General features: G+C 68.1%; 26 protein-coding genes. 10 read left to right on the forward strand and 16 right to left on the reverse strand.

Annotated features, from left to right (window positions below):
• Positions 1-4 precede the first annotated feature (4 nt).
• Positions 5-430, reverse strand: coding sequence for an Hsp20/alpha crystallin family protein (locus DNK52_RS13780; RefSeq protein WP_110241574.1), 426 nt, complete (start codon positions 428-430; stop codon positions 5-7).
• A gap of 155 nt (positions 431-585) precedes the next feature.
• Between DNK52_RS13780 and DNK52_RS13785 the strand changes: the two genes are divergently transcribed.
• The 6 genes from DNK52_RS13785 (at position 586) to DNK52_RS13810 (ending at position 5431) form a co-directional block, all read left to right on the forward strand.
• Positions 586-1431 carry a universal stress protein gene (locus DNK52_RS13785; RefSeq protein WP_110241575.1) on the forward strand — a complete coding sequence of 282 codons (846 nt, stop codon included), beginning with the start codon at positions 586-588 and terminating at the stop codon, positions 1429-1431.
• 251 nt (positions 1432-1682) lie between these two features.
• Positions 1683-1868, forward strand: coding sequence for a hypothetical protein (locus DNK52_RS16190; RefSeq protein ID WP_204163538.1), 186 nt, complete (start codon positions 1683-1685; stop codon positions 1866-1868).
• Between the two features lie 122 nt (positions 1869-1990).
• Positions 1991-2611 (forward strand): hypothetical protein, encoded by a 621-nt coding sequence (locus DNK52_RS13795; protein WP_110241650.1) that lies wholly within the window; start codon positions 1991-1993, stop codon positions 2609-2611.
• Positions 2612-2627: 16 nt separating this feature from the next.
• Positions 2628-4100, forward strand: a complete 1473-nt coding sequence (locus DNK52_RS13800; protein ID WP_110241576.1) for a DUF4389 domain-containing protein — start codon at positions 2628-2630, stop codon at positions 4098-4100.
• 54 nt (positions 4101-4154) lie between these two features.
• A complete protein-coding gene (locus DNK52_RS13805) occupies positions 4155-4685 on the forward strand; it encodes a flavodoxin family protein (protein WP_110241577.1) in 531 nt (176 codons plus the stop codon).
• Positions 4682-5431, forward strand: coding sequence for a hypothetical protein (locus DNK52_RS13810; RefSeq protein WP_110241578.1), 750 nt, complete (start codon positions 4682-4684; stop codon positions 5429-5431). The genes DNK52_RS13805 and DNK52_RS13810 overlap by 4 nt, the downstream gene beginning before the upstream one ends.
• Positions 5432-5440: 9 nt before the next feature.
• On the opposite strand, the gene ggt is transcribed toward DNK52_RS13810, so the two are convergent.
• Together ggt and DNK52_RS13820 are read right to left on the reverse strand one after the other, a co-directional pair.
• Complete coding sequence (gene ggt, locus DNK52_RS13815; RefSeq protein WP_110241579.1) at positions 5441-7303, reverse strand: gamma-glutamyltransferase; 1863 nt, start codon at positions 7301-7303, stop codon at positions 5441-5443.
• A 76-nt stretch (positions 7304-7379) separates the two neighbouring features.
• Positions 7380-8093 (reverse strand): GAF and ANTAR domain-containing protein, encoded by a 714-nt coding sequence (locus DNK52_RS13820; protein WP_110241651.1) that lies wholly within the window; start codon positions 8091-8093, stop codon positions 7380-7382.
• Between the two features lie 141 nt (positions 8094-8234).
• Here DNK52_RS13820 and DNK52_RS13825 point away from each other — a divergent pair, with 141 nt between their 5' ends.
• Positions 8235-10835, forward strand: coding sequence for a SpoIIE family protein phosphatase (locus DNK52_RS13825; protein ID WP_162598776.1), 2601 nt, complete (start codon positions 8235-8237; stop codon positions 10833-10835).
• A 72-nt stretch (positions 10836-10907) separates the two neighbouring features.
• Complete coding sequence (locus DNK52_RS13830; protein ID WP_110241581.1) at positions 10908-11579, forward strand: TetR/AcrR family transcriptional regulator; 672 nt, start codon at positions 10908-10910, stop codon at positions 11577-11579.
• A gap of 46 nt (positions 11580-11625) precedes the next feature.
• Here DNK52_RS13830 and DNK52_RS13835 read toward each other — a convergent pair whose 3' ends face one another.
• The 13 genes from DNK52_RS13835 to DNK52_RS13890 all read right to left on the reverse strand — a co-directional run bounded on the left by DNK52_RS13835 (position 11626) and on the right by DNK52_RS13890 (position 23292).
• Positions 11626-12348: a thioesterase family protein gene (locus DNK52_RS13835; RefSeq protein ID WP_110241582.1), complete on the reverse strand. Its 723-nt coding sequence runs from the start codon at positions 12346-12348 to the stop codon at positions 11626-11628.
• Positions 12345-12893: a hypothetical protein gene (locus DNK52_RS13840; RefSeq protein WP_110241583.1), complete on the reverse strand. Its 549-nt coding sequence runs from the start codon at positions 12891-12893 to the stop codon at positions 12345-12347. The genes DNK52_RS13835 and DNK52_RS13840 overlap by 4 nt, the downstream gene beginning before the upstream one ends.
• Positions 12894-12981: 88 nt before the next feature.
• The gene (locus tag DNK52_RS13845; protein WP_110241584.1) at positions 12982-13785 is read right to left on the reverse strand and encodes a GntR family transcriptional regulator; all 804 of its coding nucleotides are present in this window, start codon (positions 13783-13785) and stop codon (positions 12982-12984) included.
• Positions 13715-15253: a class I adenylate-forming enzyme family protein gene (locus DNK52_RS13850; RefSeq protein WP_110241585.1), complete on the reverse strand. Its 1539-nt coding sequence runs from the start codon at positions 15251-15253 to the stop codon at positions 13715-13717. Before DNK52_RS13850 ends, DNK52_RS13845 begins: the two co-directional genes overlap by 71 nt.
• 2 nt (positions 15254-15255) lie before the next feature.
• On the reverse strand, positions 15256-15681 hold the full coding sequence (locus tag DNK52_RS13855) for a hotdog family protein (protein ID WP_110241586.1): 426 nt from the start codon (positions 15679-15681) through the stop codon (positions 15256-15258).
• On the reverse strand, positions 15662-16465 hold the full coding sequence (locus DNK52_RS13860) for an enoyl-CoA hydratase/isomerase family protein (RefSeq protein ID WP_110241587.1): 804 nt from the start codon (positions 16463-16465) through the stop codon (positions 15662-15664). The genes DNK52_RS13855 and DNK52_RS13860 overlap by 20 nt, the downstream gene beginning before the upstream one ends.
• Positions 16462-17253 carry an alpha/beta fold hydrolase gene (locus DNK52_RS13865; protein WP_162598778.1) on the reverse strand — a complete coding sequence of 264 codons (792 nt, stop codon included), beginning with the start codon at positions 17251-17253 and terminating at the stop codon, positions 16462-16464. The genes DNK52_RS13860 and DNK52_RS13865 overlap by 4 nt, the downstream gene beginning before the upstream one ends.
• Before the next feature lie 10 nt (positions 17254-17263).
• On the reverse strand, positions 17264-18109 hold the full coding sequence (locus DNK52_RS16045) for a cupin domain-containing protein (protein ID WP_162598779.1): 846 nt from the start codon (positions 18107-18109) through the stop codon (positions 17264-17266).
• A complete protein-coding gene (locus DNK52_RS13870; RefSeq protein WP_110241589.1) occupies positions 18106-18957 on the reverse strand; it encodes an ATP-binding cassette domain-containing protein in 852 nt (283 codons plus the stop codon). Before DNK52_RS13870 ends, DNK52_RS16045 begins: the two co-directional genes overlap by 4 nt.
• On the reverse strand, positions 18944-19771 hold the full coding sequence (locus tag DNK52_RS13875; RefSeq protein ID WP_110241590.1) for an ABC transporter ATP-binding protein: 828 nt from the start codon (positions 19769-19771) through the stop codon (positions 18944-18946). The genes DNK52_RS13870 and DNK52_RS13875 overlap by 14 nt, the downstream gene beginning before the upstream one ends.
• Positions 19768-20616, reverse strand: coding sequence for an ABC transporter permease (locus DNK52_RS13880; protein WP_204163539.1), 849 nt, complete (start codon positions 20614-20616; stop codon positions 19768-19770). The genes DNK52_RS13875 and DNK52_RS13880 overlap by 4 nt, the downstream gene beginning before the upstream one ends.
• Positions 20609-21673 (reverse strand): ABC transporter permease, encoded by a 1065-nt coding sequence (locus tag DNK52_RS13885; RefSeq protein ID WP_110241591.1) that lies wholly within the window; start codon positions 21671-21673, stop codon positions 20609-20611. The genes DNK52_RS13880 and DNK52_RS13885 overlap by 8 nt, the downstream gene beginning before the upstream one ends.
• Positions 21674-21678: 5 nt before the next feature.
• Entirely contained in the window at positions 21679-23292 is a 1614-nt protein-coding gene (locus DNK52_RS13890; RefSeq protein ID WP_162598780.1) for an ABC transporter substrate-binding protein, read from the reverse strand.
• Between the two features lie 255 nt (positions 23293-23547).
• Between DNK52_RS13890 and DNK52_RS13895 the strand changes: the two genes are divergently transcribed.
• Together DNK52_RS13895 and DNK52_RS13900 are read left to right on the forward strand one after the other, a co-directional pair.
• Positions 23548-24714: an acyl-CoA dehydrogenase family protein gene (locus tag DNK52_RS13895; protein ID WP_110241593.1), complete on the forward strand. Its 1167-nt coding sequence runs from the start codon at positions 23548-23550 to the stop codon at positions 24712-24714.
• 1 nt (position 24715) lies between these two features.
• A complete protein-coding gene (locus tag DNK52_RS13900; RefSeq protein WP_110241594.1) occupies positions 24716-25621 on the forward strand; it encodes a hypothetical protein in 906 nt (301 codons plus the stop codon).
• Position 25622: the final 1 nt, after the last annotated feature.

Here is a 25622-nt window from a genome sequence, read left to right on the forward strand (position 1 = left end):
TGGATCAGCTCTCGGCACGTGCGACCGGGATCTTCCGGGCAGCCGGTGCGGAGTCGTCCACCGGGACACGAACCTCCAGCACTCCCCCTCGGTACTCGGCGGAGATCTCCTCCGTCCTGCTCCCCCGGGGAAGCGAGATGCTCCGGGCGAAGGAGCCGTAGTGGAACTCGTCGTGACCACGCTCGTGGGACTCCTCGCTCCGCTCACCCTTGATCGTGAGCTCGTCGTCAGCCGTGGTGATCTCGACGTCCTTGTCCGGATCGATGCCGGGCAGATCGGCCCTCAACACGTAGGTGCCCTCGTCCATGTAGTCCTCGATCCGCACGAAGGGCGCGCCCCCCAGACTCGGAAGGGCCAGACCGAGATCGGCCCCCAACCACGACCTCAGGTCCGCCATGGGGTTCGCGCCAAACTTCGCCACAGCACTCATGATCCTGCCTCCTTGGTCTCGGCCCACCCCACTGGTGGCACCTTCTCTTCACCACCGTGCCGTGCCCCGAGTCCGGGGCAACAGGGCCGAAGTGCCCGGCGGCCCGGGCCCTGCGCCCGTGTCGGTCGGCAACCGGATCAGGCCATGCTCTGTCCATGACCACAGACTTGGACCCTCTCGACGTACGTGGTCGGATCATTGCCGCATTCGACGGTTCCGACCACGCGGAACGGGCGCTCGTCTGGGCTGCGGAGCAGGCGGCGGTCGAGCACCGGCCCCTGGTTGTCCTCCAGCTGGGGCCCGGGGACACCGAGCCCCTCGACCGGGCGGTGGCGGAAGTCAGACGTACGCACCCCGGGATCCCCGTCACGGGACATGCCGTGCCCGGCGACCCTCGCGCCGGGTTGGTTGACCTCTCCACGCAGGCCCACATGCTGGTGCTCGGTTCCCGGGGACGGGGCACCATGAAGAGCCTGCTGCTCGGTTCCGTCAGCACCGCTGTCACGGCGCACTCTGCCTGCCCGGTCATCGTCTGCCGTCCCCCGGCCGTGAATTCCCCCCGTGCGGGCGTGGTGGTCGGGGCCGACGCGACACCGCAGTCGCGACCGGTCATCGAATTCGCCTATCGCCATGCTTCCTTCCACGGCCTGCACCTCACCGTGCTGCACACCTTCTGGGACGCGGCCGCGGCCCTCGCCCAGTATCGGGCGGCTCGGGGCGCAGAGGTCGAGGACCCGGCGTTGGACGATCTCCGTCTCGCGCTCGCGGAATCCGTCGCGGGCTTCGCCGAGAAGTACCCCGACGTGCAGGTCACACTGACTCTCCGGCACGGCCTGACCGACGAGGCCCTCAGCCCTCGTGGCCAGGGCTGGGACCTGATCGTCGTGGGCCGCCACCCGGCGTCCTCCCTCCAACGAATCCTCGCCGGCTCCGTCGCCACTGCGGTCCTGGAGCGGTCCCACTCGACGGTGGCAGTGGTTCCGGAGGAGTCCGGGGCGTAGTGCGGGGTCGCAGCGGGCGAACGTCGCGATCCAAGAACTGTGGAGAAGACGATGAGGGCATTGACCTACGACGGATCGGGGCGGCGCATGTGGGTGGAGGTCCCGGACAACGATCGACGGAACGCAGGCTGAGCAGGTCCGCGTCCCCTTCGCCGACCGGGCTCTCCACCCACTGCCCGACGCGGTCTCGGACGAGCAGGCGTTGCTGCTGCCCGACATCCTGCCCACGGCGTACGAGGTGGGTGTCCGCAATGGACCGCGTGGCTCCCGGCTCCACGGTGGCTGTCCTCGGCGCCGGCCCCAGCGGCACGCTGGCCAACGTGGGGGTGGACGGCCTGGTCACCCACCGCTTCGGGCTGGACGAGATCCAGGACGCGTATGACGCCTTCGAGCGACCCGCGGACAGTGGCGCGCTCAAGGTGGCGCTGTTCCAGTAGCGGCTCCGCTCCACGGGACCATGGACCCTTGACGGGGTGCCAGCCGCCTCTGCTGCACGTCGGGGTCGCCGGCCATGGTGGAGGCGGGCCATCCGGCCATCGACTCCGCGAGGGAGAACGCCATGGAAACCTCCGACACCACTCATGCCTCCACCAGCCACCCCGACCCGGCCCAGGCCGATCCCACCCGGGGCCCCCGTCCGACTGATCCTCGACACGTCGGCCTGACCCGCCCGGCTCGCCTTGCGCTCGCGGTGCTGCGCATCGGCTTCGGCCTCACCTTCCTGTGGGCCTTCTTCGACAAGTTGCTCGCCCTGGGCTTCGCCACCGGACGCGACGAGGAGGGCAACGTCGACCGGTTCGGCGACGCGGCCTGGATCAACGACGGCAGCCCCACCGAGGGCTTCCTCACCTTCGGGGCCGACGGCCCGTTCGAGGAGTTCTACAACTCGATCGCCGGCGACGCCTGGGCCGACTGGCTCTTCATGGTCGGCCTCATCTGCATCGGTGTCGCGCTCACCCTGGGTGTCGCGATGCGTGTCGCCGCGGCCAGCGGAGCCCTGCTGTACGTGTTGATGTGGACGGTCGTCCTGCCCCCGGAGAACAACCCGGTGATCGACGACCACCTGCTCTCAGCCGTGGCGCTGGTGGTGCTCGCTCTCACCTGTGCCGGTGACACCTGGGGCCTGGGTCGCTGGTGGGGACACACCTCGGTCGTCCAGGGAAACCCGGTCCTGCGCTGACCTCGAGGGAGGCACGATGAGCACGTCAGAGCAACCACCGTCCGCCGCGCCCTACCCTGTCCGCATCCACGCCACGTTCGACCCCGGGACGAGCCGGGCCCTGTGGCTGGTGAAGTGGCTCCTGGCCCTCCCGCACTACGTGATCCTGGCCTTCCTGTGGATCGCGGTCCTGGTGACGAGCGTCATCGCGTTCTTCGCGATCCTGCTCACGGCCCGCTACCCGCGCTCGCTGTTCGACTTCAACGTCGGGGTGCTGCGCTGGTCGTGGCGGGTCTCGTTCTACGCCTACGGTGCCCTCGGGACCGACCGCTACCCACCGTTCTCCCTGCACGAGGTGGCCGACTACCCCGCCCACCTCGAGGTCGACCACCCGGAGAGCCTGTCGCGGGGCAAGGTCCTGGTGAAGTCGTGGCTGTTGGCCATCCCGCACTACTTCGTCCTGGGTCTCCTTCTGGGGGGCGTGGGGTACACCGCTCCCGACGACAACGGCGCGTCGTCCTCCGGGGTCGGTCTGATCGGGTTGCTGGTCCTGGTCGCTGGGGTGTTCCTGCTCTTCACGGGCCGCTACCCCGAGCGACTCTTCGCCCTGGTGGTCGGACTGAACCGATGGGTCTTCCGGGTCGCGGGGTACGTGCTCCTGATGACCGATCGCTACCCGCCGTTCGCGCTGGACCAGGGCGGACTCGACGCGGGGCCAGGCGGGCACCCGGGTCCTGCGGCAGGGCCCGCAGCCACCTCCGCGCAGGATCCCGCTGTCGCGAGCGCCGTGGCGTCGGCGCCCGGCGGCTCCCCTGCGCCGCAGCGTTCGCGGTGGACAACGGGACGAGTGGTTGCCCTGACCCTGGGGTCTCTGTTGGTGTTCATCGCGGTCAGCCTCGCCGGAGCGGCCGGCACCCTGACCTGGATCGAGCAGGAGGAGCGGGACCGGGACGGTTTCATGATGAGCGATCAGCTGGCGCTCGACACCACCACCCACGCGATCACCTCCGAGAGCCTGCGGCTGCACAGCGATGTCCCCGGCGACTTCCTCCCGGCCCAACTGCTGGGGGACGCACGCCTGACCGCGACACCGGAGTCGGACTCCGATCTCTTCATCGGGATCGCCCCCACTGACGAGGTGCGGGACTACCTCACCGACGTCAGCCACGAGACCGTGACCGGCGTGCAGGACGACGATCCGACCATGACGGACCATCCGGGCGCCAGCACGCCCGCCGCCCCCGGTGAGCAGGACTTCTGGGTGGCGCAGGACTCCGGGACCGGCCCTCTCTCGATCACCTGGGAGCCGACCGACGGTGACTGGACGTTCGTGGCGATGAACTCCGACGCGACTCCCGTCATCCGCACGGAGATGGCGGTGGGAGCGGAGTTGCCAGTCCTCGGCAAGGCGGCCGCCACCCTCGGTGTTCTCGCCGCGCTCGCGCTCCTCGTCGGCATCGCCCTGGTGGCGTACGCGCTGGTCAGTGCCTCGAGGAGGGGTCATGGTTGACGAGCGCGGGCGTCACCGACCCACCCTTCTCATCGCCAGTCCCAGGAGGCAGCCGTGAGCACTTTGGTCGTGTACGAGTCGATGTGGGGCAACACTCGAAGCATCGCTGAGGCGGTGGCCGAGGGGTTGGCCGAGGTGTCGGGCGAGCAGGTGCCGGTCCTCGACGTCATGGAGGCTCCGGCCGCCCTGCCCACGGACGTCGATCTCCTGGTCATCGGCGGTCCCACCCACGCCTTCTCGATGAGCCGCGCCAACACCCGCAAGGACGCGAGCGGCAAGGGGGCTCTGCCCGGTCACGAAGCCCGCGGCATCCGTGAGTGGTTGGAGCAGCAGCCCTCCTCGGACGTGGTCGACGTCGCGACCTTCGACACCCGCGTCGCCTCCGTACGCAAGTTGCCGGGGTCCGCGGCCAAGGCGGCCGGCAAGTCGGTGAGGCGTCACCATCTGGGTCGCCTCATCGACGTGGAGAGCTTCTACGTGGATGACATGTCTGGTCCCTTGCTCGACGGGGAGGTCGCGCGCGCCCAGGAGTGGGGTCGTGGGCTCGTGCCTGCGCGATCGCGCGAGGGCAGGGAGCCACGATGACCACGGAGTCCGTCCCCAGACTGGCCGTGGTCCGGGCCCTGCTGGTCGTCTCGGGGGGACCCGTCGCACTCGCCCTGGGTGGCTTGCTCGCGCCGATCAGCGCGGCGAGGAAATGGCCGGAGCGGCTGTCGTCCCCACCCGCTCGCAGGGCTGCCTGGACAGTGACCTCAGCAGCGACGCTGACCCCCTGGGTCTACGCGCTCCTCCTCCGTCCGTGGCTGCGGCGCTGGGGGGCCAGTCAGGCGGAGCGCACTGCGAGCTACCCCGGCGACATCGAGCGCCCTCTCTTCACCACCACTCGGGCGGTGACGGTGCACGCCCCCGCCCATGAGGTGTGGTCGTGGCTGGTCCAGATCGGCAGGGATCGGGGCGGCTTCTACTCCTACGACTGGTTGGAGAACCTGGCCGGGTGTCGCCTGCGGAGCGCCTCCAGGGTGCATCCCGAATGGCAGCACCTCGACGCAGGTGATTCGTTGGAGGTCTTCCCCGGCTATGCGACCACCATCGAGGCCATCGATCCTCCGCGGTCGATGTTGATCGCCAACTGGGGGGCCTATGTGGTGGAGCCCGTGACACCACACACCTGCCGGCTGATCGCCCGCTCCCACGCAGAGCGGGGACTCGCGGGGGCGGCGTACATCCTCTTCATCGAGCTCCCCCACGCGATCATGGAACGGCGAATGCTCCTGGGCATCAAGGAGCGCGCGGAAGTCGCGCGTCACCGGACGCGCGACTCCCTCGCCTGAACTCGTCCCTCAGCGCACGCGCCACACCACCGCCGCTGCTCCCCCGCCGCGACGGTCAGGCTCGGCGACCGCGGTCATCCTTCCCCAGCGTCCGAATTCGATCGCGCTCGCGGCTCCGATCTCGGCGGCGCTGCTGAAGCTGTCACCGGAGGCGACGAGGGTGTGATCCAGTGCCCTGAGCGCGGTCCCGTAGCGATCGATGAACGCGGGCTCAGCGGTCACGTTGGTCGTGTTGCGCTGCGTGGCCCGAGGAGCCGCAATCGACTCGGAGATGTTCATCCCCAGGTCGATCCGGTTCACCAGCATCTGCAGCACCGTGGTGATGATCGTCGACCCACCGGGTGAGCCGAGCGCCAAGAAGGGCTTGCCGTGGCGGAGCACGATCGTGGGCGACATCGACGAACGCGGACGCTTGCCCGGCTGGATCCGGTTGGGGTCCTCCGGGTCGTAGACGGTCGAGAAGTCGGTGAGCTCGTTGTTCAGGATGAACCCGTGCCCGGGGACCACCTGACCCGACCCGCCGGTCTGCTCGATCGTCAACGTGTAGGCCACCACGTTGCCCCACTTGTCAGCCACCGTCAGGTGGGTCGTGGAGATGTTCTCGGTGTCGGCATCGGTCTCGCCGGTGGCGCTGGCGGCGTCACAGACCCCGTCGTACGAGGTCACGTCACCGGCCGAGACTGGCTTCGACAGCGCCGCGTCGGGGTCGATCTCACAGGCCCTTTCCGCGGCGAAACGGTCGCTGAGCAGGTCGCTGACCGGGACGTCGACGTACGCCGGGTCCCCGAGGTAGCGGCCGCGGTCGGCGAAGGCGAGCGCACTGGCCTCGAAGTAGTGGTGCAGCGCGTCGGTCTCGTCCATGTCGCGGAGGTTGAAGCGTTCGAGGATGTTGAGCGCCTCACCCACGGTCGTACCACCCGAGGAGCTGGGCGCCATCCCGTACACCTGGAATCCGCGGTAGTCGCTCTGCGTGGGGCGCTGCTCGAGCACCTTGTAGTCGCGAAGATCGCTGGCCGACAGGTAGCCCGGCGGCACGGGAAGGGACGTGTCAGCGCTCGTACGCGGGTCGCGTACGACGTCGACCATCAGCTCGGCGAGCGGCCCGCGGTAGAAGGAACGGACGCCTCGTTGACCGAGCATCCGGTAGGTCTTGGCCAGGTCGCGGTTGCGGAAGGTGGTGCCCACCTGCGGGGCGTCGCCGCCGGGCAGGAAGAGGTCGCTGGTCGCCGGGAACGCCTCGAAGCGGACCTGGTTGTCGAGAGTCTGCTGCCGGAAGGTCTCGTCGACCACGAACCCGCGACTGGCGACCTGCACTGCGGGTGCGAGCGCCTTGCGCAAGCTCAGGGTGCCCCACTTGTCGAGCGCCCGTTGCCAGGTGAGCGGGGTGCCGGGCACACCGACGGAGACGCCACTGGTGACCAGCTCGGGCGTGAAGTTGTAGGGCTCACCGGTGGCGGGGTCGATGAAGGCGTCGTTCGGCATCGTCTGCGGCGCGGTCTCGCGGCCGTCGATGGTGGAGACCCGCCTGGTGCGGGCGTCGTAGTGGACGAAGTAGCCGCCACCTCCGAGGCCGGCGCTGTACGGCTCGGTCACGCCCAGGGTGGCAGCTGCGGCGACGGCGGCGTCGGTGGCGTTGCCCCCGCGGCGCAGGACCTTCAGCGCGGCGTTGGTCGCGTCGGGGTCAACGGTGGAGACCGCTCCCCCGTAGCCGGTCGCGGTCGCGACCTTGGCTGGCGCCTTGGGCGGCGGATGGTGTGGTCCGCGGTGGCCGCCCGGCCCGCCGGCGTTGCCGGGGCTGAGGAGAAGGCCGCTCAGGGCGAGCGCTGAGGTGGCTGCGAGGGCGGTGCTGCGGGCGAATCTGGACGTCTTCATGGACTACCTCCCGAGAAGTGGTCTCATTACCGTCCCGCTCCGGAGGGGGTCCTGTCCATACCCCTGACAGCAGACATCAGGTGGACGCAGTGGTCCCCATCTGTTCGTCCACGACCTGGCGCGCCAACTGGGCCAGTTTGATGTTCAGGTGCTGCGACATCCGGCTCAGGGTGTCGAAAGCCTCCTCCTCCGAGATGCCACGAGTCGACATCAACATCCCCATTGCTTTGCCGATCTCTCGGTTGCTCTGCAATCCGCGCGCCAGGGTTTCGGCGCGCTCGTGCTGGGCCGCGGCACCGAGGGCGGTCGAGGCGAACGCAGCGATGATGGCGCCCATGTCGGCGGCTTCCGCATCGAAACCTCCGGGAGTGTCGGAGAACAGGTTGAGCGCGCCGGCCTTCCGCGCGCCGACATTGACGCGATAGCCGATCATCCCGCGGACGGGCGTCTCCTTCAGCACGCGCTCCGCCAACGCTGGCCATGACGGATCAGTGCGAATGTCCCGATCCATCTGGAAGGACTCCTCGGTCATGGCGTCATAGCAAGGCCCTTCCCGCAGTTCGCTCTCCAGCCGGTCGACATGGGAGGCGACAGCGTCGGTCGCGCCGTGAGACGTCAACTCTCCGCCTCCTTGCAGTGTGCTCAGGCAGGCGTGATCACAGCCCGGCACGACGTCGACGGCGATGCGGCACACGGCGGCGTACACGTCGTCGTACTCGCCGCGCGAATAGAGCACTTCCGCGAGGGCAGACAGTGCTTCTGTGACCGCCGCAAGCGGGGACTGGCTCATGCACACCATTATGGCTCAGTGCCTTGGTCCGCACAGCCATACATCACGCCAAGGGCGCGTGAGCCGAATTTCCTCGCGCACGTGTCACAATGATCTCTCGGGTGAAGCAAAGCGCCCTACACACAGCTTGACGGGTTGTCCTTGAACAACAATGAACTGCTCCACCCTGCGCCGCGCTCGGCACTCACCGTCGGTCTTGGAGATGACCCGGAGTTTCTGCGGTCCGACTACGCCCGGTTGATCACCGGCCATCTCGTCGGCACCACCCGCCTGAGCCGGCTGACTGACCTGACCGCTCGGCTGCTGGGCACGACCTCGTCCCAGGTGTCGATGATCTCGGACGTCCAGACCGTCGTTGGCGGCACCGGCGTGGCCGCTGCCAGCGAGTTCCACGAGTCCCCCGCCGAGGATTCGCTCTGCACGGTGACCGTGAAGAACGGCACGCCGGTGGTGGTTCAAGACGCCGTTCAGGACGAACGCGTCGCAGGGTTGGCGCCCGTGACCAGTGGTGCCGTTCGCACGTACGTTGGAGTGCCGCTGCGCGCCGGTGGCCACGTGGTCGGAGCGCTCTGCGCCTACGACGACCACGTGCGTACGTGGACCGATGCCGACGTCGTGCTCCTGGAGCTGCTCGCCGAGGCCGTGACCGCTGAGCTGGAGCTGGCCGCTGTCGAGGCCAGCTACGGCGAGGACCGGCAGGTCTGGAGCGTCGCGGTGGAGGCCGCCGGAGTGGGCGCCTACGACTGGAACCTGCGCACCAACGAGCTGCACTGGGACGACCGCACGTTGGAACTCTTCGGCTTGGATCACGACCGCTTCGACGGCCGGATCGAGACCTTCACCTCCCTCGTGCACGCCGACGACGTCGACCGTGTCACGCACGCCTGGCGGACCGCGATCGAGGAGTGTGGCGTGCTCGACGTGGAGTACCGCGTGGTGCCGCCCGACGGCCCGACGCGCTGGGTGCTGGCACGCGGCCAGGCGTTCCCCGGTCTCTCGGGCCGGGCCGAGCGGCTCGTGGGCGCCGTCCTGGACACCACGCAGGTGCAGGAAGGTGAGGCGCGGATTGCCCGCGTACTGGAAGCCATGCCCAGCGCCTTCTTCAGCGTGGACCGGGAATGGCGCTTCACCTACGCCAACGCCGGAGCGCAGCAACTGTTGGCCGGTGTCTCGGTTGAGCTGGGCGGGCACGTGCTGTGGGAGCTGTTCCCGGAGGCGGTTGGCAGCGACTTCGAGGTGCACTACCGGCGCGCAGCGGAGTCGGGGGAACCTGTCACGTTCGAGGCCTACTACCCGCCACCGCTGGACGCCTGGTACGAGGTCCGCGCCTGGCCCAGCCCGGAAGGCCTCGCGGTCTACTTCCTGGACATCACAGACCGCCGCGCCACCGAGGACGAGTTGGCGCGCGCTGCGGCGCGTGGCTCGCTGCTCGCCGAGGTCACCTCGTCGCTGACGTCGACCTTCGACACCTATCAGGCGGTCGGCCGACTGGCCGAGCTCATCGTGCCTCGGCTGGGTGAGTGGTGCATCGTCACCTTGCTCGACCACCCGGAGCCGTTCACCCAGCGAGACTGGCGACGACACCTGCGTGACATCGGCCTCGCACACGCCGACCCCGCGCGGCTGCCGACACTGGAGCGGTACACCGAACTGCGGGTGTCGGCGCTCTCCGACAACTCCTACCTGGCCAAGGCCCTCAGCGGCGGAAGCTCCGTCCTCGTGGCTGACCGCGCCGACGAGCAGGTCACCGCGACCCTCGCCCCCGGTGAGGCACGCGAGCGGTACCTCGAGCTCGAGCCACAGTGCGCCGTCTTCCTACCGATTCGCGGCCGGGGTCGTACGGTCGGTGCGCTCACCGTCGGACGCGGGCACGGGATGGCTCCGTTCACTCCCGACGAGCTGAACACGCTCGTGGACATCTCGGCTCGAGCCGGAATGGCGCTGGACAACGCCCAGGCGTACGCCAAACAGCGCGAACTCGCCGAGGGGCTGCAGCGCAGCCTCCTCACCCCGCCGCCGAACCCCGAACACCTCCAGGTGGTGGTCCGGTACGAGCCGGCCGCCGAGGTCGCCCAGGTCGGCGGCGACTGGTACGACTCCTTCCAGCAGACCGATGGCTCCGTGGTCCTGGTGATCGGCGACGTGGTCGGGCACGACACCGTCGCCGCAGCCGCCATGGGCCACTTGCGCGCGCTGCTGCGCGGCATCGCCGTCACCACCGGCGCCGGGCCGGCCGATATCCTGCAGCGCGTCGACCAGGCCATGCCGGTGCTGCAGATCGAGACCACCGCGACCGCGGTCGTCGCCCAGGTGGAGCAGACGCCGGAGGAACGCGCGGCCGGAACAGCGCGACTGCGCTGGTCCAACGCCGGTCACCCGCCGCTGATCGTCGCCGTTCCGCAGGCCGACGGCAGCGTGCTCACCCAGGTGCTCGAGGGCGAAGGACCCGACCTGCTGCTCGGCATGAACCTCGGCGTCGAGCGCGCCGAGGCGGTCGTCGCCATACCGGTGGGGTCAACGGTGCTGCTCTACTCCGACGGCTTGGTCGAGCGACGCGGCCAGGACCTCGATGACGGCATCGATTTGCTGCGCACCACCCTCGCGGAACTGGTCGCGGACGGCGCCGACCTCGAGACCGTCGGCGACGAGTTGCTGACACGGCTGATGCCTGAGCGTGCCGACGACGATGTCGCGCTCGTGGCCATACGGCTGCGTGATCCGGTCGTGGGGTCCTTGAGCTGACACGCTCACGAACGTTGGGAAGATGGCTCGTGCTGGTGCACATCCCAAGCCGGGTCGCACTAGGCTGGGCCCATGCCTGATGAGCCAGTGACTCCAGATCTCCATCTGCTCAGGCTGCTGGTGCATGTTCGTGACAGCCAGCGGTCTGACCCGGAGGGCACTCGTCGCACCATCATCGGTGAAGCCATGTCGCTGTTCACCCGGCTCGGATACGGCGGTACCTCGATGCGCGCCATCGCCAGCGCCGTCGGGGTCCAGGCCGGCAGTCTGTACGCCCACTTCCCACGGGGCAAGCAGGAGATCCTGTTCGAAGGGCTGCGTGACATCTGCGACGAGGTGCTCGCCCACGTCTCAAGGCCGCTGACACCGACGATGTCGACCCGCGAGCAGTTGGAGACGTTGATCCGCCAGCACGTCTCGTGGCAGTTGGACAACGGAGCGAAAGGGCTCGCTTGGCATGCCGCTTTCGGTGGGCTCGGGGTGTACGGCGCCATGTCGGGGGCCGAACAGGCCCAGATCAAAGCCGCCCGTCGGCTGTACCACGACTATCTGGAGGCACTGGTCGCTCAGCTCGCTGGCCCCGAGAACGCCCGCCCCCGTGCCCAGGCAACCCTGACCCTCTGCGACAACGCCCACCGGTTGCGCCCCAGCCCCGAGGCCCCCAGCTCCCAGGTCGCCGACCTTGTGGTCGAGATGGCCGACCGCATCATTGGTCTACCGGCCCAGGTGCCGATTCCCTCCTGAGCAGTCCGTGGGGCCGCGAGTCCGGGCGCCGCGCGAGGGGTTCTGCTCAGCGCACGACCCGTCGGGTCTGGGTCCCGCGGGCCACGAAGGTGCCATCGGGCCGGTACAGCGTGCCGGTGTCGGCACAGAACTCCTCGTCGGCCCACTCCGTGCGCATTTCGCCCCAGAGCCACTGACCTGGGCGGACCCGGGCGTTCGGGTTGAGATGCAGTGCGAAGTCGATTGTCGGGACGTAGGCCGGCACCGGATCAGCGAAGAAGAGCCCCGGGGGCAGTAGATCGAGCAGCGCCGCTTCGGCACCACCGTGTCCGAGGTGGGTGTCTGCTTGGGTGCGTACCCAGGCCCGTGTCGTGATGATCCCCTCGTCCGCCGACTGACCAGCAACGCGGATCTGAAACTTCGAGTCGTACTCCAGCTCCCCCCAAGGGGCCTGGAAGTCGTGGAGCTTCTCGGGGTCCGGCAGCGCTGCCCACCGGCGCGGCTCCAACGGCGTCCTCCCTCCGGAAGCGATCAGCTTGGCCACGGCGCTGGCGCGTTGCCTTCCCTGGACGAGGGTTGCTCGTACGGTCGCCGTGCTCCGGCCACGGTGCACGGTCTCGGCGACCACCTCCACCGGACCAGGAAACACGGTGCCGGAGAACTCGACCCACATGGAGGCGAGCTCGAGTCCGGCGAGGTCCGGATCGATCTGCACGGCATCGGCCAGGCAGGCGGCCACCTTCCCGCCGTAGATGCCCTCCTTGCCCCGCCAGTCCGCGCCGATGATCATGCGCGGGTCCGGGTCAGCAGGGGGCCCTCACGATCGGGGCCCTCCAGGATCCACCGGCTCAGCCCCGTGTCGATGCTTTCACCATCGGAGGAAAGTTCGATCGACCACACGGCCTCAGGGGTCTCGATGAGCACGCCATCGGGGGCGTCGAGGACGCGGACCGTACGGATGTCACCCTCGCTGACTCCGAGTTCCCCTGCTGGCACGAAGGTCGCAGCGCCGCTGAACCAGGCCAACGCCAGACATCCGGCTTCGGTCCGCATGTCCTCGCGCAGCTGTTCGGCCGGAACATGGGTCAGGTCCCCGCGCGCCACATCATGGCCCTCCAGGGTCAGCTGCCCATCGATTACGAGGAAGGTCTCGGCGGCGTGGTACCCCCCGGCGACATCGCGCACAAAACCAGCCGGGAACCGGGCGAGGATCACGAACTCGTCAGCACCCGACGCCAGCGGCACGACGTCCAGGGGCAGGTTGGCGCCGTCCATGGGGACGGTGCGCCAAGGCTGGTCCGTGGCAATGAGTTCCAGGGTCGTCGGTCGAGCCATTGCTCTGCTCCATTCATTTGGTGCACTCGCCCCGAGGGCCCACGAGTGCGGTGAGGATGACGCGCAAGAGCGCGCCGTACGGAGGTGGTCACTCGGTGTACGCGTCGCGCAGAGCCACGAGGTGGTCAGCCATGAGCTGCCCCGCGGCAACCGCGTCCCGGTCGCCGATCGCTGTGAGGAGAGCGCCGTGGTCGTGGTCGACGGTGGCCCAGAACCCCTCGGGCACCGTGGGCCTGAGGAACTTCGCCTGGAGGACGCGGAAGACCGGTTCGTTCATCATCCCCAGCAAGACGTTCCCCGAGGCCTCCACGATGACCTGGTGGAAGTCCCGGTGCTCGGCAAAGCGGTCGTTCCGTCCTCGAGTCGCCACCTCTCGCTCGATGGCAGCGCGCATCGCCTCGAGGTGGCACGCTTGCCGGCGATCTGCCGCCAGTCGTGCCGCGGGAACCTCCAGGACGTCCCTGGCCTCCAACATCTCCTGGACCGTGACGCCCTTGTCGCCCGACAGCCGACCGATGCTGGTCTCCAGATAGTCGCTGATCTTCTCCACCTTCACCTGCGAGACGAAGGTGCCACCGGTCGGGCCGCGGGTGGTGTGGATGAGGTCCCGCGAAGCGAGCGCCCGCAGAGCCTCGCGCACAGTGCTGCGGCTCACCCCGAACTGTGAGGCGAGTTCCCCCTCTGACGGCAAGCGGTCACCGACACAGAGTCTCCCCTCAAGGATCAACTGGCGCAGTTGGTCTGCCACCTGTTGATAGGCGGGCCGGACCCGGCTGACCGACAACGGAGTCTCCGCGCGCGCTTGCATCACCACTGGACTCTCACTCCCCGAGCCGACTCGCTGCCACGTAGTCGTCCCGGATCTGGCGCTTGAGGATCTTGCCGCCGGCATTGCGTGGAAGCGCCTCGACTGCGTGCCATTCGCGCGGAAGCTTGTACTTCGCGACTCCCGCCAAGACGTGTGCCTCCAGCGCACCGGGGTCGATCTGCTCCCCGCGGTTCGCCACGACGAAGGCTGCGATTCGCTCGCCGTACGTGGGGTCCGGCACCCCGACCACGGCGACCTCGTCGACCGAGGGGTGACGGCCGATGACCTCTTCGATCTCGCGGGGAAAGATGTTGACCCCGCCGGCGATGATCATGTCCTTCTTGCGGTCCACGATCGAGAGGAAGCCCTCCTCGTCGGCCACGGCAACGTCACCGACCGTGATGAACCCGTCATCGTCGGTCGCCTCTCGGGTGGCCTCCGGGTTGTTGAGGTACTCCTTCATCAGCATCGGCGAGCGGGCCCACAGCTCACCGGGCTCCCCCGGGGCGACCGGCTGACCGGAGTCGTCTAGCAGCTTGACCTCGTTCATGAACCACGGATGCCCGACGCTGCCGGCCTTGCGCATCGAATCGGCAGGGCGCAGGTCACTGACGATCGAGCACTCGGTGGAGCCGTAGAGCTCGTGGATCCCGACACCGGGGAAGGCCTCGTGCACCCACTCCTTCAGCTCGATCGGAAGCGCAGCCGCGTTGAAGTAGAGAGTCTTCAACGCGGAGAGGTCGTAGGTCCCGGCTGGTTCCTCGACGATGCGCCGGATCTGCTGTGCGTGGGTGGGCACCAGGAAGACGGTGGAGGTGCCCGAGGACTGCAGCATCTGCAGGAACTGTTCGGGATCCCACTTCTTCTGCACGGTCACCTGACCGCCCAACTGCGGCCCGGCGAAGCCGAACGAGAATCCTGCGCCGTGGTAGAGCGGGGCGACCGCCATGGTTTGCTTCCCCGGACCCAGCCCGTACTCGATGGCGGCGCCGTACGCCGTCAGCAGGCGACCCTTGTGGGTGAGCACGACCCCCTTGGGGCGCCCCGTCGTGCCGGAGGTGTAGGTGATGCAGAACGTGTCATCGTCACCGACCGCGATCCTGGGGTCGACCGCCCGCTGGGCATCGAGGAACTGCTCGTAGTCACGACCGCTGTCGTGGCCGCCGAACGCGATCACTGCGTCGAGGCCTTCGATGAACGTGCTGGCGTTGTCGGCGAGGTCGGGATCGAGGATCAGGATCCGGGCACCCGAGTGCTCGATGATGTACTCGTTGTCGACACTGTTGTTGCGCGAGTTGAGCGGTACGACGGGCACGCCCGCCTTCGCCATCGCGGTCATGATCTCGAAGTACTCGATCCGGTTGCCCGCGAGCACGGCAACCGGCGCCTGAGGCCCTCCTCCCAGAGCGAGTACGCCTTGAGCCAGGCGACTGGACCGCTCGTCCATCGCGGCGAAGGTCAGACTGCGGTCGCCCTCGACCGCAGCCAACCGGTGTGGCGTCGAGCGCGCGAACTCCCGGATGCCGTTGGCCATGTTGAGCTTGAGCGACATGCTCAGTTTCCTCTCACGTACTGGTGCATCAGCATCACGACGTCGGACTGCGCCACCACGTCGTCGACCCGGGTCAGGACGACCCAGGCGAACTGCTGCACGAACTTTCCGGAACTGGTTTCTCGCCACTCACCAGGAGTGACCCGTACGCGCAGGTCGTCGCCCGCGCGCACCATCTGGTTGAACCTGACGGACTTGAGCTCGAGCATCGCCACCGCGTCGTCCAGCACCCCGCACTGCTCGACGAGTCCGCCCGCGAGCAGGAGCACCCCCTGCCCCGGCAGTGGGGTGGACTCGCCGTGGGTGGCGACGTCGAAGAGTGGGTGGGTGTAGCCGCCGCGGCTCACCAAGGTCGCGACCAGGTCGCCATCCAGGGTGACGGAGTCAGTCTCGACCCAGCCCCCGTGGTCAGCGGAGTCCGCGGACATCCGCATCCCCCCAGGTGGGTCGTCGCTTCTCGACGAAGGCGAGGTACCCCTCGGCCGCGTCGTCGCGGGCCAGGAACTTCTCGAACATCTCGCGTTCGTAGGCCAACCCGTCGGTGACGTGGCGGTCCTGGGCGGCGGCGATCGCGAGCTTGGTGGCGGCCATCCCCGGTCTGGAGAGCCCGCGGACCCTGACCAGGAGCTCCTCCACCGAAGCACCCAGCTCAGCGCTCGGAACGTGGCGCAACGCCAGGCCCCACTCCACCGCCGTCGGTGCGTCGAGCCACATCGAGGTCAGCATCAGGGCCTTGGCCCGCTGGTCCCCCAGCTTGCGTGCAGCCCGTTGGCTGGCACCGGCACCGGGTGGCACCCCGAACTCAAGATGGATGTCGCCCACCCGGGCTGTGTCCGCCACCACCACCAGGTCGGCGGCGAGGATGATCTCGAAACCCCCGGCCCGGGCCAGGCCGTTGACCGCCGCCACCACAGGGACCGGGAGCAACTCGAAGCGCCGCAGTACCGCGTGGAAGCGGTCGAGGTAGGGCAGGAAGACGCCATGGGGATCTCCGAAGCGCTGCCCCAGGAAGGTGATGTCGATGCCGACGCTGAACGCCCGGTCACCGGTCCCGGTGATCACCACGGCCCGCAGGTCGGTGCTGGCCTCTGCCTCGTCGAGAGCGGCTTCGAAGTCGCTCATCGACTCGGGCGTCATGCTGTTCATCGTGTCGGGCCCGTGGATCGTCAGGTACATGACCTGGTCGCGGGTCTCGCGGAGCACCCGGGTCATGGGTTCACCTCGCGCACGAACTCCAACAGGTGTGCCGCGTAGGCCGCGGGCTCGCGCAGGTGGGGCTGACCGGGGAGGTCGGGCAGGATCTCGAGCCTCGCATTCTGGGCGAGTTCGAGAGCGCGCTCGTCCTTGTCGGCCAGCAGGTCATGCTCGGCGTCGAGCAGCAGCACCGGGATGTCCAGCGCGGCCAGCGGGCCGGCCGGGTCGTGCCGGAAGGCAGCGCGGTAGCCCCAGTGGTAGCGGGGCAGAACCCGTAGGGCCTCGACCGCCGCGAGGTGCAACATCTCCGCGTCCAGTCCGGGCCAGATGCGCTGGTACCGCTCCACGGCCCAGTCGAACTGGGTCCCCTGGAGGTCCGCGGCCGTATCAGGGGCCCAGTTGGCCAGGTGCTCGGCGCGCTCCTCGTCGTCATAGAGGGCCACCCCACTGAGGACGGCCCCGCGACTCGTGCCGGAGAACGCCAAGGACGCCTCGATTGCCAGCGAGGCCCCGGTGTGCACCCCGCAGAAGACCGCGTCGGTGACGCCGAGCTCAGCTGCCGCTGCAGCCAGCACACCGGCGTACTCCGGAATCTCGGTGTCGGGTCCGGGCGGGGGCGCGGATGCTCCGTACCCGGGGGTGTCGAACGCGATGACCCGCAGGTCGGGTGCGAGCAACGGCATCACCCGCCTCCACACTTCGCTGGACAACGGTGACTCGTGGAAGAGCACCAGCCACGGGCCGGTGCTCCCGCACTGGCGGTAGTGGACCTGCCCCCACGTTCCGTCGACGTACCCGGAGTGCATCAGTGCTCCTTCATTGAGCGGTCGGGTCCGCGGGCGGACCGGTCTTGACCATGAGTTCGGCCCCACCGGGCGCGTGCAGTCGCGGCGCGACGACTCCGGCGGGCACCCGCACGAGGCTGGGTTCGGCCAGCTCCTGGTCATCGACCAGCAACGCACCTGAGGTGTTGATGATGAAACGTTCGCGCTCGGATCGCTCGGGGAGGCTGCTCCACCCGGCCGGTACCTGCACGAGCACAGTCTCGGCCCCGGTGTCGGCATTGAGGCTCAGGACCTTCGCCGTCGCGCCGCCGCCCAGGCGGGTGCCGTGGTCGTCGTGGTCGCGCCAGGGCATGAATCGACTCTCGGCACGGCGCACATAGCCTCGCGGACCCAACTGGTCAGCCTGCGACACGTGCTCACCGGCATCCTCGTCAGGGCGTACGACCCGACTGACGCGGTCCGAACCTTCGGTGCTGTCCTCGCCCTCCATCATCAGGATCGCCTCGAACCCCTGGGGGCTGGACGCGGAGTGGACCCAGCCCGGCGGCCGCCAGAAGTAGTCCCCGGCCTCGAAGTCCCCCTCGGCCGTGAGTTCCACGGCACCACCCAGGACCAAACACTCCTCGACCGAGTCGTGGTAGGCCTCCGACAGGTCGACGTACCCGGGGTCGGCGCGGATGTGGTCGATCCGGCGACTGGTCGTGTCGTCCTTCCACAGGCACCGGGCGTTGTAGCGCCGCAGGAGCGTCAGGGCAGCCTCACGGTCCTGCCCGATGTTGTCCCGGAACGCAGGCTCCATCGTCTCGTAGACCTCGGCGCCGTTGACCCAGCGCATCGCGGCCCCGTCGACGACGGTGGCCTGGGCGCCAGCAGTCATGATGCGTCCCCGGTGCTGACCTGGCGCACGGTCGTGTCGCCGGCGAACGCCTTGTACGCGTGTCGCTCCCGCGGGTCTGCGGACAGTCTGGCCGACAGCAGGGTGCGGGTGTACGCGTGCCCCGGGTTGTCGAAGAGCTGCCGGGTCGGGGCTGTCTCGACGATCTCACCGAGGTACATCACCGCGATCCGGTCGCTGATCCACTCCACCGTGTGCATGTCGTGGGAGACGAACAGGTAGGCCATCCGCGACTCCTCCTGCAGTTCCGCCAGCAGCGCCAGGACCTGGGCCCGGATGGAGAGGTCCAGCGAGGAGGTCGGCTCATCGAGCACGAGGAACCGCGGGCGACTGATGATCGCTCGCGCAATACCCACGCGTTGCTGCTGACCGCCCGAGAGCTCACCGGGCAACCGGCTCGCCTGGGCTGCGGGCAAACCCACCTTGTCCATCACCTGGAGGACCTGCTTACGGATCTCGGTGGTCCCCAGCTCAGGTCGGTGGATCTGCAACGGCTCGGCGATGATCGCACCGATCGCCAGCCGAGGGTTCAGGGACTCGAACGGTTCTTGGAAGACCACCTGCATGTCTGCTCGCTTGGCGCGCAGCGCCCGCGTCTCCAGTGTCGTGATCTCGTCGCCGTCGATCCGGATGGAGCCGGAGTCCACGTCGATCAGTCGGAGTGCGGCCTTTCCGAGTGTCGACTTGCCGGAGCCGGACTCGCCGATGATCGCGACGGTCTCCCCCTCATTGACCTGCAGGCTCACGCCCCTGAGCGCCCGGACCGGGTCGCCGCCGCGCTGTCGGGCGGCAAACGTCTTGACGACGTCGGTGATCTCAACGAGCGACATTCAACTTCTCCCCCGACTTGGGAACGGAACCGATCAGTTGCTGGGTGTAGGAGTGCTGCGGAGAGACCATCACGTCCATCACAGACCCTTGCTCCACCACTTCACCGCCGTACATGACGACGACCCGCTGGCAGTACTGCGCGATGACCCCCAGGTCGTGGGTCACCAGCAGCATCGATCGCCCCTCGTCGGCGACGAGTCCGGTGATCAGGTCGAGGATCTGGGCCTGCACGGTGGCGTCGAGTCCTGTGGTGGGCTCATCGGCGAAGAGGAGCTTCGGCGAGAGGGTGGTCGCCAGAGCGATCACGACCCGCTGCGCCATCCCGCCGGAGAGTTGGTGGGCATATCCGTTGAGCACCCGTTCGGGGCCGACGATGCCGACCCCGTTCAACATGTCACGGGCGATCTCGCGCGACTCCCGCTTGGAGACGCCGGTGCGGTGCGCCTTCTGCAGCTCGTAGAACTGTCGTTCGATCGTGTAGATCGGGTTGAGGGACCCGAAGGGGTTCTGCGCGACGAAGCCGACGGCCCGACCTCGGATGGTGTTCATCTGCCTGGGCTTGAAGCCGGAGATGTCGCCGTGGCCGGCCAGTTCGATCTTGTCGGCGGTGACGGTGCTGTTGGGGCCGAGCAGCTTGAGGACACCCTTGATGGTCGTGGACTTGCCGCAGCCCGACTCACCCACGACACCTACGATCTCACCCTTGCGGACGGTGAGGTCGACGCCCTTGACGGGGTTGACGACACCGTCCGGGGTCGCGATCGAGACGGCCAGGTTGCGCACATCGAGGATGGTTTCGGCAACTGAATTCATCGGTACGTCCTTGCGGTTCGATCGCCGATCGCGTCGGCGAGCTGGTTGAAGGCCAGCACGCACAGCAGCACTGCGAGGCCGGCGAACCCTGCGATCCACCACTCACCCGATGCCATGTTGCCGGCACCGTCGCGGATCATGCCGCCCCAGGACGGGGTCGGTGCGGAGACCCCGACGCCCAGGAATGAGAGCGAGGCGATGACCACGATCGCGTTGGCAATGGTCAGCGAGGTCTGCACCAGGACGATGCCCCAGACGTTGGGCAGCAGGTGCTTGAAGGTGACCCGCGAGGTGGAGGCGCCCATCGCGATCGCCGCCTCGATGAAGCGGCTCTCACGCAGGGAGAGGATCTCGCTGCGCATCAGTCGGATGTATCGGGGCACGTTGATCAGGGCGATGGCGACCACCACCATGTAGAGCTTGTTGCCCGACAAGGAGACCAGCGCCAGGGCCAGGATCAGCAGCGGGAACGCCTGGAAGGCGTCCAGCGCCCGGACCAGCCATTCGCTCCCCTTGCCCTTGCCGGAGGCCATCAGTCCCAGTGGGAGACCGAGTCCGAGTGAGAGCAGGGTGCCGGCCAGCGCGAGGGACAGGTCAATGCGGGCCGCGGCGATGACCCGGGAGAACACGTCAGCGCCGGCACCGTCGGTGCCGAACCAGTGCTGAGCACCAGGTGCCAGCAGTGAGCTCGACCCGTCTGTCGCGGTGGGGTCGTACGGCAGTGGCGCGACGAGACTGGCCAGCAGCAGGAGCGCGATGAAACTCACGCCCATGGTCGCACCGGGGTGCTCCTTCACCAGCAGGCGGAACTGGCGACCCTTCGGGGCCGCGAAGACGTCAGGCATGCTTGATCCTCGGGTCCAGGAGCCCGACGACGATGTCGAGCAGGGTGTAGGTGATCAGGGTCAGCGCGCCGGCGACCAGCACCATGCCCTGCACGACGGGAAGGTCCAGCCGCAGGATCCCGGTCAGGGCCCAGGTGCCGATCCCGTCCCAGGCGAAGACCCGCTCCACGATCGCCTCGCCGCCCAGGAGCGCAGCGAAGATGACACCGGCGTAGGTGACGATCGTGGTCCGCGATTCGACGAAGGCGTAACGCAGGACCGTGCGTTCGGGCAGTCCCATCGCCCGAGCGAAGTGCACCTGTTGGGAGTTGAGCGCGCGGCCCACGGTGGTGCGGGCAGTCTTCGCGAAGTAGGCGGCATAGACCAGGCCCAGCGTCAGGACCGGCAGCACCAGGTGCTTCAGCGAGGACACGAAGAGGCTCGTGTCGCCCGCCACCAGGCTGTCGATCGGGATGAACCCCGTCACCCGCGCCGGCGCCGTCTCGGAGAACGCCAGTTGTCCTGCTGGCGCCGGGGCGATCCCCAACACGAAGAAGAACACGTAGATCAGCATCAGACCCAGGAAGAAGTCGGGCACGGCCTGGAAGATCCCGGTGAACAACCGTCCGACCGAATCGGGCCAACGAGTCCTGAAGTAGGCACCCACGGCACCCACCACGACCCCCAGGACAGCCGCCAGAGCGACCGAGAGGAGAACGAGGGTCAGGGTTGCGGGCAACTTGGAAGCGATCTCGTCGATCACGGGTTGCTTGGAGTAGTACGAGTCACCGAGGTCCCCTTGGACCAGTCCGCCCATGTAGTCCAGGTAGCGCTCCCCCAGGGGGCGATCGAGGCCGAGCTCGGCCTCGATCGCCGTCACCTGGGTCTCGTCGGCCAGCGGGCCGGCGATCAGTCGCGCCGGATCCCCGGGGGTGACACTGACCAGGAGGAAGGACAGTGTCATCACCCCGAAGAGTGCTGCGACCAGGAAACCAAGGCGTCCCAGGACGAGGCGCCACGGCCCGGAGGCCCGCTTCGGGCCGCGTATCTTTGCGCCCTCCACTGGAGCCAAGGTCATGTGCGTCAGCCTCGCTTCAGTTCGTCGAACTTCATGCCGCCGGTCGGGAGAGCGACATAGCCCTCGATCGACGAGTTGATGCCGACCAGATCGGGGAACTCGACGAGGGAGATGATCGGCTCGTTGTCCGCCACGATCTCGAGTGCTTCGTCCACCAGCGCTTCACGCTCCGCGCCGCCCGGCAGGACCAGGATGTCGCCGACGATCTTGTCGAACTCGGGGTCGTCGTAGCCGCTCTTGTTCAGTCCCGAAGCGCTGTGGAGGTAGAGGAACAGGGCGAAGCCGCCGTCGGGCTGCGAGGCGCGCTCGGTGTAGAGGTAGCTCTGCATGGAGCGGTCGTTGACCGCGGCCTCGAAGTCGGCAGCCGACGCGACGCCCTTGACGTTCGCGTCGACGCCAACAGCCTTCAGGTCAGACTGGACCAGACGGGCCAGGTTCTCGGCGTACGGGCCGGGGCGGGCAGTGTTGAAGGACAGGTCGATCTTGAGTCCGTTCGAGTGTCCGGCCTCCGCGAGCAACTTCTTGGCCAGATCGGGGTCGTACTCTCCGGTCTCCGGCTGATCAGTGATCAGGCCGCTCGGCTGAGGAGTGCGCGCCGGCGAGGCATAGCCCTGGTACACCGCATCCACGATCGCATCACGGTCGATCGCGTGGCTGATGGCCCGGCGGACCTTGGGGTCGGCCAGATCCTTGTCGCCGAGGTTGAACGACAGGTTGTGACGGTTCACGTCGGGCTGCCTGGAGACCTCCGCGTCGGCGCTGTCGTCGATCGTCTTCAGCTGGTCGATCGGGGGCTCGCTGATCGCGTCCACGTCACCCGACATGAGCAGTTGCGCACGGGCCGAGGCGTCCGGGACGGCCTTGACGACGATCTCGGTGAACTCGGGCTTCTCGCCCCAGTAGTTCTCGTTGTGCTCGAGACGGATCTCCTGGCCGGAGTTCAGGGTCTTGAGCTTGTACGGACCGAAGGAGGCGCTGTTCGACGCGAGCCACTCCGAACCCCAAGGGTCCTTGTCGGTGGCGTTCTTCTTGACCTCGTCGGAGTCGAGGATGCCGTCGATCGGGTAGGCCATGACCGAGAGCGCGATGGCCGAGGGGGCCGTCAGGTTGAGACGCACGGTGTACTGGTCGATCTTGGTGACCGGCTCCTCGGGGTCGACGTTGGCCGACTTGAAGAGCACTCCGGATGAGAGGGCCGCCGGGTCGGAGTACATCCGCTCGAAGGACCACATCACGTCATCGGCGTCGAACTCGTTGCCGTACTCGCTCTTCACGCCCTCACGGAGCTTGAACGTGTACTGCGTGCCCTCGTCGTTGACCTCCCAGGACTCGGCCAGCGCCGGCTTCAGCGCTTCCGTGCTGAGCACCGAGTCGCCGGAGGCCTTGGAGGTGTCGTAGTCGACGAGACCTTCCATGAAGCCGTCAACGGCCTGCACCCAGGTCAGGCCGGTGTAGACGTTCGGGTCCAACTGCGTGGGCGTGGAACTCCAGGCCAGTCGCAGGACTCCGTCCGACGACGTGTCTGAGGATTCCCCGCCGCTACCGCAGGCCGCGAGTGTGGTCGCTGCAATGGCCAGTGAGGCCACTCCGGCAACGCGACGAATGACTCGTGTACGCATCTCGACTCCATCTCTCGTGCTCCGGCCCAACGGACCGAAAACATATGTCTGACATAAACGTATGTGACGACCGGCACACCTACAAGACCATATGAACATTTGTTTGGACAGTTTCTCGTAAAGATGTGCAAAGTGGCGCCCGTCACGTGCACATCACGCCTCAGGTCTATACGATCAGGCCAGAACGACCGTTAGGCAAGGGCGTGCGCGGCCCTGTAATGGTCATTAACCAGACGTTTACAGAAGGCGGCACCGATGCTGAGCACCGAACCCCACGCGGAGTCCCAGGAACGCACCGCGCTGCGCCAGGTGACACGCGAGATCCTGGATCGCCACCTCTCCGCCGAATCCGCGCTCCAGACCGACCGGGCCGGCGACTTCCCAAGCACGACCTGGCGCGCACTGGGTGAATCCGGTCTGCTGGGCATCGCTGCCGACGAGGAGCTCGGAGGCAGCGGGGGGACCGTCGGCGACGCCGTGGCAACCACCGAGGAGCTCGCCCGTCGACTGCCCAGCCTCGCCGTCGACTACGTGCTCAGCGGAATGGCGATGCGGATGCTCACCGACCCCGCCTGCGGGGCAATCTCCGCCCTCCTGCCCCAGGTCGCCTCGGGCGAAGTGGTGGGCAGCTTCGGGCTGAGCGAGCCTGGTGCCGGCACCGACCTGCTAGGTCTGCGCACACGTGCAGAGTTGGTCGACGGCCAGTGGCACCTGCACGGTCAGAAGACCTGGATCTCTCTGGCCGAGGAGGCTTCGGTGGTCTTCGTGCTGGCCCGGACCGACCCGGCCCCTGAGGATCGTCGGGCCCGGGGACTCAGCCTGATCGCCGTACCGACGGACCAGCCCGGTGTGCAGGTGCGCCGGGTCCACCTGGCGGGCATGCGTGCAGCAGGCACGTGCGAGGTCTTCCTCGACGACGCGCTCGCTCCCGAGGCCAGTCTCGTCGGCGAGCGAGGCAAGGGTCTGCGGATCATCTCCCAGGCACTCGACGTCGAGCGGGTCCTGGCCGCCGCGATCAGCCTCGGGATCGGACGAGCTGCGTTGGATCTCGCCCTGGCCTACGTCAAGGAGCGGGAGGCCTTCGGGCGCCCCATCGGAGCCCTCCAGGCAGTCCAACACCCCTTGGCGGACAGCCTCGCCGAGTTCCACGCGGCCCGCGCCCTGGTCGATGCCTGCGTGACCCGGATCGAGAGCGGCGAGCAGGCCATCTCGTACGCCGGCATGGCCAAGCTGGTCGCCAGCGAGACCACTGCTCGCATCGTCGATCGGGCCATGCGGGCGATGGGCGCGATGGGCCTGGCCGAGGAGTCAGCGATGCAGATGTACTTCCGCGACGCCCGGCTCCAACTCTTCAGCCCGATCAGCAACGAGATGATCCGCAACCTCATCGCCGAGGACGCCGGCCTCCCGAGGAGTTACTGACGTGTTCGACGGCATCGACGAGCTGGTGCTGCCCCTGCACAACCTCGGGTCGGCTCTGCACCTCTATCGCGATCTCATGGACTTCGAGGTGACCCACGACCGTGAGGCTTCCCCCGGCCTGGCCCAGTTGTGGAATCTGCCATCCCCGGTCACCCGCGAGGTGCTGCTCACCAAGCCGGGAGCCAGCGGTGGCGCGCTACGGCTGGCGGAAGTGCCGGGCCTGCCGCCTGCCTCCCCCGCCGGTCGCCCGGACCGGGAGGGGCCGTACGCCCTCGACTTCTACCTGCGCGATGCCGCCGCCGTGGAGGACAGGTGCACCGACGGGGGCGCCCACTTCGTGAGCGAGGCCGTTCGCTACTCCCTGCCCGGCACCGACATCCCGGTGCGTGAACGGATGTTGGTCCAGGCCGAGTCCGGGTTGCTCCACGCCTTCGTCCAGTACCGCCCACGCGGCACCCGCTGTGTCCTCGACCAGGACCCTGCGCAGGACACCAGCGAGGTCGTCGCAGCCGTCTTTCTCACCCATCGCTATGAGGAGGCCAGGGTCTTCGCGCGGGAGGTCCTGGGAGGTCACGAATACTTCCGCGGACGCTTCGACGGTCCTGGCGTGGAGCAGATGCTCGAGCTTGCCCCGGGCGAAGGTTTCGAGGGAGCCCTCTACCGCGGCCCCACGTCGGCCAACTCCCGTCTGGAGTTCGGTGAAGCCATTCCCGGTGGAGACCGGTGCGCCGACCCCGTTCCGCGGGTCGTGGCGCGGATCGCCGTGGACGACCTCGACAGGGTCGCCGAGGCGCTGGCCGGCGGTGAACACGGACGGATGACTGGACGGTACGAGATCGACGGGGTGCTGCACCTCGGTCTGGCCTCGGTCTACGGCGCCACCTTCGATCTGTTCGCCCGGGCCTGAA

The organism is Nocardioides gilvus (assembly GCF_003194605.1).
Taxonomy (GTDB): Bacteria; Actinomycetota; Actinomycetes; order Propionibacteriales; family Nocardioidaceae; genus Nocardioides; species Nocardioides gilvus.

Coding starts and splice junctions, on each gene's coding strand:
- ggt (WP_110241579.1), bottom strand. CDS start 7,303: ATGAAGACGTCCAGATTCGCCCGCAGCACCGCCCTCGCAGCCACCTCA.
- DNK52_RS16190 (WP_204163538.1), top strand. CDS start 1,683: ATGGACCGCGTGGCTCCCGGCTCCACGGTGGCTGTCCTCGGCGCCGGC.
- DNK52_RS13810 (WP_110241578.1), top strand. CDS start 4,682: ATGACCACGGAGTCCGTCCCCAGACTGGCCGTGGTCCGGGCCCTGCTG.
- DNK52_RS13830 (WP_110241581.1), top strand. CDS start 10,908: ATGCCTGATGAGCCAGTGACTCCAGATCTCCATCTGCTCAGGCTGCTG.
- DNK52_RS13885 (WP_110241591.1), bottom strand. CDS start 21,673: ATGACCTTGGCTCCAGTGGAGGGCGCAAAGATACGCGGCCCGAAGCGG.
- DNK52_RS13835 (WP_110241582.1), bottom strand. CDS start 12,348: ATGATCATCGGCGCGGACTGGCGGGGCAAGGAGGGCATCTACGGCGGG.
- DNK52_RS13865 (WP_162598778.1), bottom strand. CDS start 17,253: ATGCACTCCGGGTACGTCGACGGAACGTGGGGGCAGGTCCACTACCGC.
- DNK52_RS13785 (WP_110241575.1), top strand. CDS start 586: ATGACCACAGACTTGGACCCTCTCGACGTACGTGGTCGGATCATTGCC.
- DNK52_RS13840 (WP_110241583.1), bottom strand. CDS start 12,893: ATGGCTCGACCGACGACCCTGGAACTCATTGCCACGGACCAGCCTTGG.
- DNK52_RS13860 (WP_110241587.1), bottom strand. CDS start 16,465: ATGACCCGGGTGCTCCGCGAGACCCGCGACCAGGTCATGTACCTGACG.
- DNK52_RS13895 (WP_110241593.1), top strand. CDS start 23,548: ATGCTGAGCACCGAACCCCACGCGGAGTCCCAGGAACGCACCGCGCTG.
- DNK52_RS13875 (WP_110241590.1), bottom strand. CDS start 19,771: ATGAATTCAGTTGCCGAAACCATCCTCGATGTGCGCAACCTGGCCGTC.
- DNK52_RS13855 (WP_110241586.1), bottom strand. CDS start 15,681: ATGTCCGCGGACTCCGCTGACCACGGGGGCTGGGTCGAGACTGACTCC.
- DNK52_RS13795 (WP_110241650.1), top strand. CDS start 1,991: ATGGAAACCTCCGACACCACTCATGCCTCCACCAGCCACCCCGACCCG.
- DNK52_RS13850 (WP_110241585.1), bottom strand. CDS start 15,253: ATGTCGCTCAAGCTCAACATGGCCAACGGCATCCGGGAGTTCGCGCGC.
- DNK52_RS13890 (WP_162598780.1), bottom strand. CDS start 23,292: ATGCGTACACGAGTCATTCGTCGCGTTGCCGGAGTGGCCTCACTGGCC.
- DNK52_RS13800 (WP_110241576.1), top strand. CDS start 2,628: ATGAGCACGTCAGAGCAACCACCGTCCGCCGCGCCCTACCCTGTCCGC.
- DNK52_RS13870 (WP_110241589.1), bottom strand. CDS start 18,957: ATGTCGCTCGTTGAGATCACCGACGTCGTCAAGACGTTTGCCGCCCGA.
- DNK52_RS16045 (WP_162598779.1), bottom strand. CDS start 18,109: ATGACTGCTGGCGCCCAGGCCACCGTCGTCGACGGGGCCGCGATGCGC.
- DNK52_RS13845 (WP_110241584.1), bottom strand. CDS start 13,785: ATGCCGGCGGCAAGATCCTCAAGCGCCAGATCCGGGACGACTACGTGG.
- DNK52_RS13880 (WP_204163539.1), bottom strand. CDS start 20,616: ATGCCTGACGTCTTCGCGGCCCCGAAGGGTCGCCAGTTCCGCCTGCTG.
- DNK52_RS13820 (WP_110241651.1), bottom strand. CDS start 8,093: ATGAGCCAGTCCCCGCTTGCGGCGGTCACAGAAGCACTGTCTGCCCTC.
- DNK52_RS13780 (WP_110241574.1), bottom strand. CDS start 430: ATGAGTGCTGTGGCGAAGTTTGGCGCGAACCCCATGGCGGACCTGAGG.